The organism is Allobosea sp. RCC_152_1 (assembly GCF_041360765.1).
GTDB lineage: Bacteria > Pseudomonadota > Alphaproteobacteria > Rhizobiales > Beijerinckiaceae > Allobosea > Allobosea spartocytisi.
Genome location: NZ_JBFUPU010000010.1, coordinates 123,164 through 137,088 on the forward strand (window position 1 = coordinate 123,164; position 13,925 = coordinate 137,088).

General features: G+C 68.3%; 12 protein-coding genes. 7 read left to right on the plus strand and 5 right to left on the minus strand.

The features are described from left to right. Positions 1-28 precede the first annotated feature (28 nt). From rbfA to AB6806_RS24940, 3 genes are read left to right on the plus strand one after another with little or no spacing between them, the layout of a single operon-like run. Positions 29-487 (plus strand): 30S ribosome-binding factor RbfA, encoded by a 459-nt coding sequence (gene rbfA, locus AB6806_RS24930; protein ID WP_038365076.1) that lies wholly within the window; start codon positions 29-31, stop codon positions 485-487. Beyond that, positions 477-1,424, plus strand: coding sequence for a tRNA pseudouridine(55) synthase TruB (truB, locus tag AB6806_RS24935; protein WP_142023434.1), 948 nt, complete (start codon positions 477-479; stop codon positions 1,422-1,424). The genes rbfA and truB overlap by 11 nt, the downstream gene beginning before the upstream one ends. Before the next feature lie 6 nt (positions 1,425-1,430). Then, the gene (locus AB6806_RS24940; RefSeq protein WP_051988254.1) at positions 1,431-1,892 is read left to right on the plus strand and encodes a DUF3592 domain-containing protein; all 462 of its coding nucleotides are present in this window, start codon (positions 1,431-1,433) and stop codon (positions 1,890-1,892) included. A gap of 6 nt (positions 1,893-1,898) precedes the next feature. Here AB6806_RS24940 and hemA read toward each other — a convergent pair whose 3' ends face one another. From hemA to AB6806_RS24955, 3 genes are all read right to left on the minus strand, one after another. Then, a complete protein-coding gene (gene hemA / locus AB6806_RS24945; RefSeq protein ID WP_142023419.1) occupies positions 1,899-3,110 on the minus strand; it encodes a 5-aminolevulinate synthase in 1,212 nt (403 codons plus the stop codon). 81 nt (positions 3,111-3,191) lie between these two features. After that, positions 3,192-4,451 (minus strand): allantoate amidohydrolase, encoded by a 1,260-nt coding sequence (locus AB6806_RS24950; protein WP_142023418.1) that lies wholly within the window; start codon positions 4,449-4,451, stop codon positions 3,192-3,194. 253 nt (positions 4,452-4,704) lie between these two features. Further along, entirely contained in the window at positions 4,705-5,451 is a 747-nt protein-coding gene (locus tag AB6806_RS24955; RefSeq protein WP_038365070.1) for an SDR family NAD(P)-dependent oxidoreductase, read from the minus strand. Positions 5,452-5,893: 442 nt separating this feature from the next. Here AB6806_RS24955 and AB6806_RS24960 point away from each other — a divergent pair, with 442 nt between their 5' ends. Together AB6806_RS24960 and AB6806_RS24965 are read left to right on the plus strand one after the other, a co-directional pair. Next, positions 5,894-6,682 carry a WecB/TagA/CpsF family glycosyltransferase gene (locus tag AB6806_RS24960; protein ID WP_051988253.1) on the plus strand — a complete coding sequence of 263 codons (789 nt, stop codon included), beginning with the start codon at positions 5,894-5,896 and terminating at the stop codon, positions 6,680-6,682. A 5-nt stretch (positions 6,683-6,687) separates the two neighbouring features. Further along, positions 6,688-7,590: a DUF6492 family protein gene (locus tag AB6806_RS24965; RefSeq protein ID WP_142023417.1), complete on the plus strand. Its 903-nt coding sequence runs from the start codon at positions 6,688-6,690 to the stop codon at positions 7,588-7,590. 3 nt (positions 7,591-7,593) lie between these two features. Here AB6806_RS24965 and AB6806_RS24970 read toward each other — a convergent pair whose 3' ends face one another. Next, positions 7,594-8,832, minus strand: a complete 1,239-nt coding sequence (locus tag AB6806_RS24970; protein WP_142023416.1) for a lipopolysaccharide biosynthesis protein — start codon at positions 8,830-8,832, stop codon at positions 7,594-7,596. Between the two features lie 114 nt (positions 8,833-8,946). On the opposite strand from AB6806_RS24970, the gene AB6806_RS24975 reads away from it, so the two are divergent. Then, the gene (locus tag AB6806_RS24975; RefSeq protein ID WP_370955762.1) at positions 8,947-10,038 is read left to right on the plus strand and encodes an endo-1,4-beta-xylanase; all 1,092 of its coding nucleotides are present in this window, start codon (positions 8,947-8,949) and stop codon (positions 10,036-10,038) included. Between the two features lie 24 nt (positions 10,039-10,062). Next, positions 10,063-12,528 (plus strand): exopolysaccharide transport family protein, encoded by a 2,466-nt coding sequence (locus AB6806_RS24980; RefSeq protein ID WP_370955763.1) that lies wholly within the window; start codon positions 10,063-10,065, stop codon positions 12,526-12,528. A gap of 268 nt (positions 12,529-12,796) precedes the next feature. On the opposite strand, the gene AB6806_RS24985 is transcribed toward AB6806_RS24980, so the two are convergent. Beyond that, positions 12,797-13,849: a glycosyltransferase family 2 protein gene (locus tag AB6806_RS24985; protein WP_370955764.1), complete on the minus strand. Its 1,053-nt coding sequence runs from the start codon at positions 13,847-13,849 to the stop codon at positions 12,797-12,799. Positions 13,850-13,925: the final 76 nt, after the last annotated feature.

Here is a 13,925-nt window from a genome sequence, read left to right on the forward strand (position 1 = left end):
TCCGGTCCGATCCCGGAGAACGAGAACCATGGCCAAACCTGCAAAACCCTCCGGTCCGTCGCAGCGGCAACTGCGCGTCGGCGAACTTATTCGCCATGCGCTGGCTGAGATGCTCGCGCGTGGCGACATCCATGACGATGTACTGGCGAAACACGTCATCACCGTTCCCGAAGTCCGTCTCTCGCCGGATCTCAAGCTCGCCACGGCCTACATCATGCCGCTCGGCGGGCAGGATGTTAAGCCGGTGCTCAAGGCACTCGAAGCCAATAAGCGTTATATGCGCGGCGAGATCGCCCATCGCGTGAACCTGAAATACGCGCCGGATATCCGCTTCCGCGCCGATGAGAGCTTCGCCGAGGCCGAGCGCATCGACGCGCTGCTCGATACCGAGCAGGTGCGCCGCGACACGCTGGTGGAGCGCCTGAAGATCGACCAGGACCACGAAGACCAAGCCCCCGAAAACGACCGCCGTGACGATGACCGCTGAGAACCCATCCGAGATCGCCCCGGGCCAGGACGCCGCCCCGGCGCCGCGCCCGAAGAAGCGCGACGTCCATGGCTGGGTCGTCCTCGACAAGCCGGTCGGCATGACCTCGACCCATGCGGTCAGCGTCGTGAAGCGCGCCTTTTCGGCGAAGAAGGCCGGCCATGCCGGCACGCTCGATCCGCTCGCCTCGGGCCTGCTGCCGATCGCGCTGGGCGAGGCGACGAAGACGGTCCCCTTCGTGATGGATGGCCGCAAGGCCTATCAGTTCACCGTCGCCTGGGGCACGCAGACCAATACCGACGATACCGAGGGCAGCGTCATCGCCACCTCGGACAAGCGGCCGGACGAAGCCGCCATCGTGGCCTTGCTGCCGCGCTTCACCGGCACGATCATGCAGACGCCGCCGAAATTCTCGGCGATCAAGATCGCGGGCGAGCGCGCCTACGACCTCGCCCGCGACGGCGAGGATGTCGAGTTGCAGGCCCGCCCGGTCGAGATCGACGCGCTCTCCATCGTCAGCCATGACGGCGCGACCACCACCTTCGAGGCCGAATGCGGCAAGGGCACCTATGTCCGCGCCATCGCTCGCGATCTCGGGCTCGCGCTGGGTTGCCTCGGCCATGTCGCGCATCTGCGCCGCACCCGCGTCGGCCCCTTCGCCGTGGCGGACGCAGCCGCCGTTGAGACCCTGCGCGAGAGCCCGGAGGGCGCAGCCGCGGCGCTGAAGCCGGTCAAGGCCGCGCTGACGCTCATTCCCGAGGTCGTGATCCATCGCGACGCCGCGACCCGCCTCAAGCGCGGCCAGAGCGCCCTGCTGCGTGGCGCCGGAGCGCCGATCGCGGCCGAGGCGGCCTATGCGACCTGCGCCGGCACGCTGATCGCGACCGGCTCGATCGACAACGGCGAGTTCGTCCCCCACCGCGTCTTCAATCTCTGAAGGCGGATGGGCGAAAGCCGCAGGAAGCAACGGTTCGGGGGCCTTGCCCAGGATGGCAGGCTCCTGTTCTGGCGCATCGGCTGCGTTTTCGGGGTCGTTGCCGTCATTCTCGCGACGGCCTGCTATTTCACCTACAGCCATAACCAGAAGCTGCTGGCGCGTGCCGAGCGCGCCTCAGGAACCGTAGTCGAACTCCGGCACGGCGGTGGGAACTCGACCTACCGCCCGGTCGTGAGCTTTCAGACGGCGCAGGGACAGGCCGTCACCTTCGTGACCTCATGGGGCACGAGCCCACCGGCCTATCGCAGGGGCGATCAGGTGATCGTGCTTTACGACGCAGCAACGCCGGACAAGGCCGAGATCGAGGGTTTTCTGTCCCTGTGGCTGGGAACCCTGATCCTTGCTGGCCTCGCCACGGTCTTCGGGTTGCTCTCGGCGACCCTGATGATCGTGGCCAAGCGCGGCTGACCGGCCTCAAGCCGCGCGCTTCAGCCCATCCCGCGCCCAGATCGCACCGAGCGCCGCCACCAGCGCATCGATATCGGCGTCGGAATGGAAGGGCGAGGGCGTGATCCTGAGCCGCTCCGTGCCGCGCGGCACGGTCGGATAGTTGATCGGCTGGACATAGATGTCGAAGCGCGCCAGCAATTCGTCGCTGATCGCCTTGCAAGCCTTCGCCTCGCCGACCATCACCGGGACGATATGGCTGGGGTTCTCCAGATGCGGAATGCCGGCCGCGTCGAGCTTGCGCCGCAGTGCCTGCACCCGGTCCTGCTGGCGCTCGCGCTCGGCCGGGCTCTCCTTGAGATGCGCGATCGCGGCGATCGCGCCGGCCGCCACCGCCGGCGGCAGCGAGCTCGAGAAGATGAAGCCGGAGGCGAAGCTGCGGATGAAGTCGCACAGCGCCGCCGAGCCTGCGACATAGCCGCCGATCACGCCATAGGCTTTCGCCAGCGTGCCCTGGATCAGGGTGAGCCGGCCGGTCAGCCCCTCGCGCTCCGAGACGCCGCCGCCGCGCGGCCCGTAGAGCCCGACAGCATGGACCTCGTCGCAATAGGTCATGGCGCCGAACTCCTCGGCGATGTCGCAGAATTCCGCGATCGGCGCGATGTCGCCATCCATCGAATAGACCGACTCGAAGGCGATCAGCTTCGGCCTGCTCGGATCGAGCGCGGCGAGCTTGCGGCGCAGATCGGCCGGGTCGTTATGGGCGAAGATGTGCTTCTCGACGCGCGAATGCCGGATGCCCTCGATCATCGAGGCATGGTTCAGCGCGTCGGTCAGGACGATGCAGCCGGGGATGCGCGCGGCCAGCGTCGAGAGCGCGGCCCAGTTCGCCATGTAGCCGGAATTGAAGATCAGCGCCGCTTCCTTGCCGTGGAGATCGGCGAGCTCGCGCTCCAGCAGGACATGGTAGTGGTTGGTGCCGCCGATATTGCGCGTGCCGCCGGCGCCGGCGCCCGAACCGTCGAGCGCCTGATGCATCGCGGCGAGCACCTTCGGATGCTGACCCATGCCGAGATAGTCGTTCGAGCACCAGACGGTGACGTCGCGCGGGCCGCTCTCGCCGTGATAGGTCGCGGTCGGAAAACGTCCGACCTGACGCTCCAGATCGGCGAAGACCCGGTAGCGGCCCTCGCGTCGCAGCCCGTCGAGCTCGCTGCGGAAGAAACTCTCGAAATCCATGGCCAGCCTCCTGCGGCGCGCCTCTCCTAGGCCTTTTGGGGTCGCGGCGGAATGGCGCGCGGTGTCGCGGCTGGAACCCTTCTATTTCGAACGTTCGGCCAGTTCCAGCAGCGTTTCGAGCAGGACCTTGATGGCGGTGCCGGCATCGGCCTCGGTCATGTTCTCGCGCGGCGAGTGGCTGATGCCCTTCTCATTGCGCACGAACAGCATGGCGACCGGAGCGATCGCCGCCATCGCCATCGCGTCATGTCCTGCGCCGGAGGGCAGTCGCCGGGCGGAGAGGTTGCTGCCGGCCCGCGCCATGCCGGCGGCGAAAGCGTCCTGCAGCTGCGGGTCCATCGGGACGGCCGCGGCTTTCGCATAGGGCACGATCTCCAGCCCGACGCCGCGCCGCGCCGCGATGGCGCCGAAGCGGTTGCGGATCGCCGCCTCCATCGCGGCCAGCGTCTCGTTCCGGGGCGCACGGTAGTCGATGGTGAATTCGGCGGCGCCGGGCACGACATTGGTCGCGCCGGGCTCGGGGCTGAGCACGCCGACCGTGCCGACGGCGAGCTCATGCGCCGCGGCGATCTCTTCCAGCGCCAGCGCCATTTCGGCGGCGGCGGTCAGCGCGTCCTTGCGCAGGGCCATCGGCACGGTGCCGGCATGCCCTGCCTCGCCGGTGACGCGCACGCGCGCCCGGCTCTGGGCGTTGATGGCGGTGACGATGCCGACGGGCTCGTTCTCGGCCTCCAGCACCGGCCCCTGCTCGATATGCACTTCGAGATAGGCCCGGATCGAGCCGGGCTTGCGGGTGAGCGAAGCGATGCCGGCCGGATTGCCGCCGAAGGCGACGAGCGCGTCGGCGAGCTTCACGCCCTCGCTGTCGCGCGCCTCGAGCCAGGCCGGGTCGTAATGGCCGGCCAGCGCCTCGGAGGTGGAGAGATGCGTCGGAAAGCGGACATTCTCCTCATCGCCGAAGGCGACGACCTCGATCGGGAAGGGCAGGCCGATCCCGGCATCGCGCAGCGCCTGCGCCGCGAGGATGCCGGCGACGACGCCGAGATTGCCGTCGAAGCGCCCGCCATCCTTCACCGTATCGATATGGGAGCCGATCAGCACGGCGGGCGCGCCCGGCACAGTGCCCTCGCGCCGGCCCTGCACCGAGCCGGCCGCGTCGATGAAGGCGGAAAGCCCCGCCACCTCCATCGCACCCTTGACCCATTCGGCCGCCTGCCTGTGCGCCGGCGAGAGATAGAGCCGCGTCAGCTTGCCCGGCTCGTCGGAGAAGCGGTTCAGGCCGGAAAGCGCGGCGAAGGCACGGGCGCCGAGGACGGCGGCGGAGGGAAGCGTCTGCGTCATGGGCGCCAGGTCATAAGTCCGTCGATCGTGAGCCCAGACCCTAGAGCAGGAGGCCGGGAAGCGGGAACCGCTTTTTGGCAAAGCTGCTTCTCCGATCCGGCGTCTCGGTGCTGGGCTGCGTCATCAAGCTGGGTCGTGCGGTCTTGAGACGAAAACTACGCCGTCATTCCGGGCTTGATGATGGATTCCGGATCGGCGCCGCTAACGCGGCTTGTCCGAAATGACGGCGTTTTTCGATGGGGAATCGTGAATCCTAATACGTCGCCCGTCCGCCGGAGAGGTCGAAGACGCCGGCCGTGGTGAAGCTGTTCTCGGCCGAGGCGAGGAAGGCGACCATGGAGGCGACCTCCTCCGGCAGCAGGAAGCGTCCGCGCGGAATCTTCGCGAGCATGTAGCCGATATGCTCGTCGCTCATCTGGTCGAAGATGCGGGTGCGCGCCGCCGCAGGCGTGATGCAGTTCACGGCGATGTCCTTGTCGGCGAGTTCCTTGCCGAGCGACTTGGTCAGCGCGATCACCGCCGCCTTCGATGCCGAATAGGCCGAGGCGTTGGGGTTGCCTTCCTTGCCTGCGATCGAAGCGACGAGGACGATGCGCCCGTAATTGCGCTTGATCATGCCCGGGATCACGGAACGGCAGCAATGCAGCGTGCCGTCGAGGTTGAGCCGCATCACCCGCGCCCAGTCCTCGAGCGGATAATCCCAGGTCTTGTGGTTCGGCCCGGCGATCCCGGCGCTGGTGACGAGGATGTCGACGCTGCCATGTCTGGCTTCGAGCGCATCGCTTGCGGCCTGGACGGCGTCGGCGTCGGTGACATCGACCGCGCTGCCCGTCGCGCCATGGCCGATTTCGGCAGCGGTCTTCGCGGCGAGGCCGCCATCGACATCCCAGATTGCCACAGTCGCACCGCTTGCCGCGAAGCGTTCGGCCACGGCGCGGCCGATCCCCTGCGCGCCTCCCGTCACGATGGCGACGCGCTTCCTTAAATCGATTTGGTTCATTCGCTCAGCCTCCCCGGATTCGTTGCCAGCCAGCCTAGCGAGCGAGGGAGCGGCGAGCCAGAGCCAAGCTGCAGGCTTGCAGCCGTCGCGTGGCCGCTATGCAATCTGTTAATCACTCACCTCGTTTTGCCGCAGTTGAAACCGCCCGTCCGACGTTCCGAAACGGTACGACAGGGGTCTGTTCGTCCCACCCTGCAACAGATGCGGCCGGCGCCGACGCAACGGAAGCGACGGTCTTGTAGGCTTTCGTTTCGGTTCGGAACAAGTCATTGGTTTTGCTGCGGGATCGCCGTTAGTTCTTTCTCCTGGATTGCGTGAAGGCGGCGTTCACCTTTCGCTTGACTTCGCCTTGACCTGAGTGCTGGTTCCGCCTTCACATCCCGTCATCATGAGCCTGCCTCAGTTCTCAGGATCGAAAACGACCGTGCCTGCAGCGCTTTCTATGCCCCTCGCGAACGAGGCCGAGCCCCGCCGGCGCCAAGGCTATGGCAAGCGCGATATCGGCGGCATCGGCATCGCCGTGGTGACCCGCGATACCGCGATCGCCGAGCTGCGCGAGGCCATCGTCGAAGGCGGCCATGTCAAGCTCGCCTTCTGCAACGCCAATCTCGTCAATGTCGCAGCCGGCGACCTGGCTCTGCAGCGTAGCCTTTCGACCTTTCTCGTCCTCGCGGACGGCATCGGCGTCGATCTCGGGAGCTCGCTGCTCTACGGCAAGCCTTTCCCGGCCAATCTGAACGGCACGGATTTCCTCCCGGCCTTCTTCGGTGCGCAGTTGCGGCCGCTTCGCGTGTCCTTGCTCGGCGGCCGCCCCGGCGTGGCCGACCGCGCGGTCGAGAATCTGGCCCGGCGCTATCCGCAGCATCGCTTCAAGGTGGTCTCGCATGGCTACTACGCCCCGGAGGAGGAAGCGCGGCTGCTCGACGGGCTCAAGGCCGAGCGGCCCGATCTGCTGCTGGTCGCGATGGGCAACCCGATGCAGGAGCGTTTCATCGCCGAGAAGCTGAGCACCCAGCATTGCGCGGTCGCCGCCGGCGTGGGGGCTCTGTTCGATTTCTTCGCCGGCGAGGTGCAGCGTGCCCCGGAGGCGATCCGCAAGGCGCGCCTCGAATGGATCTATCGGCTCTGGCTCGAGCCGAGCCGGCTCTGGCGCCGCTATGTGCTCGGCAATCCGGCCTTCCTGATGCGGGTGGCGCGGCAATATCTCGCTAGCGGCCGGCAGGCCGGCTGACGCCCGTGACCTTCAGCTATGCCCTGGCGACGCCGAGCTACAGGGGCGACGTCGATCGTTGCCGCCTGCTCTGCGCCAGCATCGATCGCTTCGTCACCGGCCATGGCGTGCACTATCTCCTGGTCGAGGATCGCGACGTTCCGCTGTTTCGCGACCTCGAAGGGCCGAAACGGCGCATCCTCCCTGAATCGCAGCTCCTGCCGTCCTGGCTGAAGCCCAGGCCGGATCCGTTGAGCCTCGGCCGGCGTCGGGTCTGGACCGGCATGCGCGCGTTGGCGCGGGGCCTCCCGCCGCTGCGCGGCTGGCACGCCCAGCAACTGCGCAAATTCGCGGTCGCCACGGTCGCCGGGGAGGACGTCATCCTCTTCGCCGATTCCGACATGCTGTTCCTGCGGCCCTTCGATCTCGCGGATCTGGAGCGGGACGGCGCCGTCAGGCTCTATCGCAAGCCGGAGGCGATCGCGGCCGACATGGCGCGCCATCGGCCGTGGTGCGAGAACGCCTCGTCCCTGCTCGGGCTCGGCGCGCCGTCCTATCCGGGGCCGGACTACATCAACAACATGGTGAGCTGGCGCCGCGACCACGTGCTCGGGCTGCTCGCGCATATCGAGACGGTGAGCGGCCGCGACTGGGTCTCCGCCATCGCGCGGGACCGGCAATTCTCCGAATACATGATCTACGGCTACTACGTCGAACGCGTCCTCGGGCTCGAGGCCGCGCGGCACTGGCCCGATCCACGCGAGCTCTGCAAGGTCTACTGGTTCCCCGAGGATGTCGCCGGTCTCGACCTGCTGAAGACCTTCGAGGAGGTGCTGGAGCCCTGGCAGGTCGCGGTCGGCGTGCAGTCCTTCATCGGCCAGCCGCTCGACAAAGTCCGGGCGCTGTTCGAGAGACAGGCCTCGGCCTGACCCTCAGCGCTGTTTGTAGCCGCCGCGCGCCAGCAGCCGGTAGGTGAAGCTCGCGGAGACCAGATAGACCAGCCCGAAGACGAGGTTCATCCAGCTCGCCCAGGCCTCGCCTGCGGCGAAGCGGGTCATCACCAGCGAGATCAGCCCTGCCTTCAGCGCCGTCAGCAGGCACAGCAGCACGATCCGCGAACCGGTGCGCTCGCGCGCATAGAGCAGTTCGGCATGGTATTCGACGAGGTTGCGGAAGGCCGGCACCAGCAGCATCGGCGCGAAGAGATAGGCGGCTTCCGAGACATTGCGGCCGAGCAGCCCCGGAAAAGGCTTCAGCGCGATGATGACGGCGACGAGGCCGGCGGTCGAGACCAGCGCGATGCCGATCTCGAAGGCGGCGAGGCGCCGCCCCCCGCCGAGCCCGCGATCCTGCATGATCTTCTGCACCAGCATCTGGTTGAAGCTGCGCACCGGCATGGCGGTGAGGTCGATCACCCTGAGCGCGATGGCATAGAGGCCTGCGGTCCGCTCGCCCGCCAGGCCGAGCACCAGCAGCTTGTCCAGCTCCGACTGGACGTAAAAGACGATATCGGCCGCACCGGCGAAGACGGCATCCGCCATGCGCCGCGGATAGAGCGCCCGCACGAAGCGCCAGCGCGCCGGCGGCAGGAAGGCGGCGAGCGCGACGACGAGGCTCAGGAAGGTTGCGGCGAGATAGGCGCCGGCCCAGATCTCGAGGCTGCGATGGCCGAAGGCGATGAAGAGCAGCGCGGCCAGCGTCCGCAGCGACGAGCCGATGATCACGAGCAGCGCCGCCTGCCGGAAGCGCCTGAGCCCGTTATTGACGATGGCGACGACCTCGACCGGCCGCCAGCACAGCACCTCCGCCACGATGATCAGGGCGAAGGGCAGCGCTGCCAGCCGCTCGGCGAAGAGCAGCCAGTAGGCGCCGGCCGAGATGGCGGCGATCAGCGGCAGCGAGGCGAGGCTCAAGCCCGCGAAGCCCGCCAGATAGGCGCCGAGCAGGCGCGGCTTGACGGTCGCCACCCGATAGAGCGGCGAGACGAAACCGAAGGCGAGCAGGCGCGAGAGGATGAGCCCGGTCGAGGAGGCCGTGGCGAAAAGGCCGAACTCGCCCAAGGTCAACGTATTCGCAACGATAAGGAAGTAGACAAGGGAGATGACGAGCCGGCCGGCCGAGCCGCTCAGGATGGTGAGATAGGAGAGGGTGGTGGCACGGCTCGGTAACATGGACGGTACTCGGGGACGCTGGCCCGGCCCATGCCTGCCATCGCGCGGATGATGGAATTCACTTAGCCGAGAGGCGTTGAGCGACCCTAAACGAAACGGAAGCGCACCAACTTCATGCAGGAAGCCGAACCGGACCGGGACGACCTCGCGCTCACGCGCCGCGCTGCGCTGCGTGCGGGAGCCGTTTCCGCGGCCGTCGCCATGCTCGGCTCCGCCCCGGGGCAGGCGGCCGCGCGCCCGATTGCCATGGGTTCGGCCGCGGAGATCGGCGCTTTCCGGAGCGATCCGCGCTATCGCGAGGCGCTGAAGCGCTATTGCGACGTCGTCGTGCCCATGAACGACCTGAAATGGGAGGCGCTGCGCCATGACCGCGCGCGCTTCGATTTTTCTGGTGCCGACGAGCTCGTCGCCTTCGCCGAGGCCAACCGCAAGGCGCTGCGCGGCCACACGCTGCTCTGGGGCGAGGCCCTGCCCCCCTGGGTCAAGGAGATGAAGACCCGCGCCGAGGCCGAGCGCGAGCTCGTCAACCACATCGAGGTGGTGGTCGATCGCTACAAGGGCCGCATCGCCACCTGGGACGTGGTGAACGAGGTCATCAAATACGACCCCACCTCCGGCGGCCCCTGGCGCGACACGATCTGGCAGCGCCTGCTCGGGCCGGAACATGTCGAGATCGCCTTCCGCACGGCCGCCCGCACCGATCCGAAGGCGCGCCTCGTGCTCAACGATTTCCATTTCGAGGAGCCGGACCCCGGCGCCGCCGCGCGCCGCAAGGTCGCGCTCGACATCTGCCGGCGCCTCAAGGACAAGGGCATCCCGATCCATGGCGTCGGCATGCAGGCGCATCTCTATGCCGAGAAGCAGATCGATACCGACGGGTTGCAGCGCTTCATGCGCGATCTCGACGAGCTCGGCCTCGATGTCGAGATCACCGAACTCGACGTGATCGATTGGAAGATGCCGGCCGATGCCGCGCTCCGCGACAAGCATTCCGCCGCGCTGGTCTCGACCTTCCTGAATGCCGTCGTTTCCGCGAAGCGGCCGAAGGCGATCGTCACCTGGGGTTTGAGCGACCGCTATTCCTGGGTGGGCGAGACCTTCCCGCGCAAGGACGACGCCAAGGCGAGGCCCCTGCCGCTCGATGCGGATTACCGGCCGAAGCCGATGATGGCAGTGCTCGAGCGCTATCGGCGCGGCACGGGGTGAGTTCGGAAAGTGAAGCGTAGCGTCATGTTCACCACCGAAACGGCCGACAAGGATCGACTGGAAGGGGCCGATCGCGGCGCTCCGCCGGAAACGGCGCGCCCGGTCGAGATCGGCCGCCTCGCCGATCCGCTCTGGATCGTGGCGACGCTCTGGCGCCGCAAGGGGCTGATCCTGCTCTGCGCGCTCGTCGGCTTCGGCCTCGCCGTCCTGGCGAGCCTGCTGATCGCGCCGAAATACACCTCGACGGCGCAGCTCTTCATCGACCCGCGCGATCTGCGCGTGCTCCAGAACGACGTCTCCCCGAACACCGTCGGCAGCGACCCGACCTCGATTCTCAGCTATCTCGAAAGCCAGGCACGCGTCATCGCGTCGGACAGCATCAAGTCGCGGGTGATCGAGAAGCTCGGGCTCGACAAGGATCCCGATTATGGCGGACCGGCCCGTGGTGGCCTCCTCTCCGGCCTGTTCGGCCCCGACAAGGCGACGACCGATCGCAACGCCATGCTCTATGCGCTGGCCGCGCTCGACAAGAGCGTCGCCGTGCGTCGCGGCGAGCGCACCTTCGTCATCGACATCTCCGCCACGGCCGGCGACCCGGACAAGGCCGCGCAGATCGCCAATGCCCTCGCCGAAGCCTATCTGGAGGACCAGGCGCAGGTCCGCGTCGATGCAGCCCGGCGCGCCACGTCTGCCCTGACCGCGCGGCTCGAGGAATTGCGCGGCCGCCTGCGCATCGCCGAGGACAAGGCCGAGGCCTACAAGGAAGCCCACAACATCGTCGGGCTCGGCAGCAACAAGTCGCTCAGCGAGGAACAGCTCTCGCTCAACGCCACCCAGCTCGTCGCCGCCCGCCAGCGCACCACCGAGGCCAAGGCGAAATACGACCAGATCGCCGCGACCCGCGCCTCCAACGTCGAGGCCGGCGCGATCCCGGAGGCCGTCGCCTCCAACACGATGACGGCGCTGCGCGCCCAGCTTGGCGCGGCACTCAGCAAGGAGGCCGATCTCGTCGCCTCGCTCGGCGCGCGCCATCCGGCCCTGACGGCCGCCCGCGCCCAGGTGACCGATTCCCGCCGCCAGATCGCCGACGAGCTCAGCCGCATCGCCCGCGCTGCCAAGGCGGAATACGACCGCGCCGCCGAGGCCGAGCGCCAGCTCTCGCGCCGCGTCGACCAGCTCACCACGGCGCAATACGCCGCCGGCCGCGCCTCGGTCGAATTGCGCGAGCTCGAACGCGAGGTTGAATCCTCCCGCGCGATCTACGACGCCTTCCTGAAGCGAGCCCGCGAAACCGGGGAGCTCGGCGGCATCGACACGACCAATGCCCGCGTCATCAGCCCGGCCATGCCGCCGCTGGAGAAGAGCGGCGTCAGCCGCCGCAGCATTGCGCTGCTCGGCGCTTTCGGCGGCGGCGGCGCGGGAGCGTTGCTGGCGCTGGCTCTCGCATTGTTCGCGGTGCCCCGCCCGGTGCCGGAGGAGAAGGCCCCGTCGGCCCGCAGATCCCTCTGGCGGCGCAAGCCGCGCCCGGTCGAGTCTGAAGCCGAGGAACCGGCACCGCCTCCGCCGGCCCGACCGGCACCGCCGTCCGAAGCCGTGATTCTGACGCCTCCTCCGCCTCCGCAGCCGCAGCCGGTCGCGCCACCCGTGCCCGAGCAGCCCGAACCCGTTCCGCCGCCGGTGAGCCCCGCCGCTGTCCAGACGCCTCCCCCGGCCGGCGACAAGGCGGGCTGGCGCCGCCTCATCGCGATTCCGGGCGGTCAGCCGGACCGGAAGCCGGAAAAGCCGTCGCCGCCGCTGGTCCTGACGCCGCTCGGCAAGATTCCGGCGGTGCGTAACCGGCGCTGGCGCCGCGAACTCGAGGCCGCGCGCTCGGTCTTCCAGGCCAAGGCGCATCTCGTCGATGTCATCGACAAGCCGCAGGCGAGCTTTGCCATGGCCGTCGCCGCTGTCAGGGCCGAACTGGTTCATGGCGCCGGCGACAATCCGCGCCGGCGTATCCTGGTGCTCGGCCTGCAGCCGCAGGTGGGCGCGACGACGCTCGCCCTCAATCTCGCGCTCGATGCCGCTCTGGCCGGCCAGCCGGCGCTGCTCGTCGATGCCGCCGACGGCGCTCTCGCCCTGACGCGGATCTTCGCGCCCGATGCGTCGGCCGGTCTGGAAGAGGTGATCGGCGGCAGCCGCACGCTTGCCCGCGCGATCCTGAAGGATGAAGGCAGCGATCTCGCCTTCCTGCCGCGCTCGAACCGGCCGGGCCTGCCCGCGACGGGCTCGCTGGAAAACGGCCTATTCGGCGCAGCGCAGCGTTTCGGACCGGTCATCGTCGATGCCACGGCCGGCAGCGCGCTGGCGCGGCGCTTTGCCGAGGTCGTGGACGACATCCTCGTGGTCTCACGCCAGGCCAAGCTGTCGGATGCCGATATCGAGCGCCTGAAGACGCAGCTCGGCGTCAACGCCAACAAGCTGCGCGGCCTCGTCGTGAACGAGAGCTGAGGCGGCGCCTGCTGGCGGTCCGGACTCCCCAAGCCCTCATCCTAGACTCCTCCTAAGAGCGTGCTGATTTTGTACGGAACCACGCGGTCATCCCGGGCTTGACCCGGGATCCATGCCGGAACGTACCCGACAAGGTTCAGGCATGGATCCCGGCTCTCCGCTTCGCTGCGGCCGGGATGACCCGCATTTTCTTGAAAACGCGGCTGATTCCAAGGAAACGCGCCTTCGGCATTCCTCAGGATGAGGGCTTGACCCCGCTCGACCGACCTCAGTTCTTCTCCGGCTTGCGATACTGCTCGTTGGCGACGCCGAATTCCGACATCAGCCGGCCGAGCGCGACCTGGGTGTGGTAGAGCCCGATCGTTCCCGAGCGGCTCTTCAAGCCGAGCGCGATGCCGCGCGGTACGGAAGCGGCGAGCAGCGCGAGCGATTTCGCCAGCACCTTGAGCCGGCCCGCGGCGCCCGGATTCTGCCGCCGCGCGATCGTGGCCGAGATCGCGCCGTTGCGCAGGCCGCGCGCGGCGATCCAGCCGAATTCGGTGCGGCGCTGCGGCATTGTCTCGCGCTGCGCCGCCTCCTGCACCCACCAGAAGCGGAATCCGGCGGCCCTGGCGCGGGTGAAGAAATCCGTGTCGCCGCCGCCGGTGAAGTCGAAGCTCTCGTCGAGGAAGGGGAAACCCAGCCGTTCCAGCACGTCGCGCCGGATCAGGTAGTTCGCGCTCGAATAGAGCATCGGCACCGGGCCGGAGGCCGCATAATGCGAGCGGAAGACCGGATGCGCCGCGAGCCAGGCCCGCGAGCGGTCGGCGAAGACCGGTGTCACCGAGCCGCCGAAGAGCTCGGCCGGGGCGGTCGCCGCCGCCTTGAGGAAGGCGTCGAGCCAGCCGGGCTCGGCCTCCTCGTCGTCGTCGATCCCCAGCACCTGCTGCAGGGCCGGAAAGCGTGTCAGCGCGCAGCGCCAGGCGGCGTTATAGGCCTTGCAGTTGCCCTGGCGCGGCTCGACGATGACGAGGCCCTTGAACAGCCCGGCTTCGAGCAGGGTCTTCGCGCGCTGCGCGCCGGCCTGTTCCTGGCCCTCGTTCTCGACGACGATCACCGCGAAATCATGCCCGCCGGTTTGCGCCGCCAGCGAGCGCAATGTCGCCTCCAGCATGTCGGGGCGCCTGAAGGTCGGCACGCAGACGACGCTCGCAACGCCGGCCAGCATCTCGGGCGGCGATTGCGCCACCACGCCGAAGCTCTCGGGCGTCGCGAAGCGCAGCGGCGAGGCATCGCCTCGCGCGCCGGCATCGGTCTGTTTCGTCGATTCAGCCGCAACCATGGCGAACCTCATAGATCCGGCCGGCTTAAAGTTCGGTGTTCGCAAAGCGCGATCCACCGGCCTTTTCCGGCAAAGC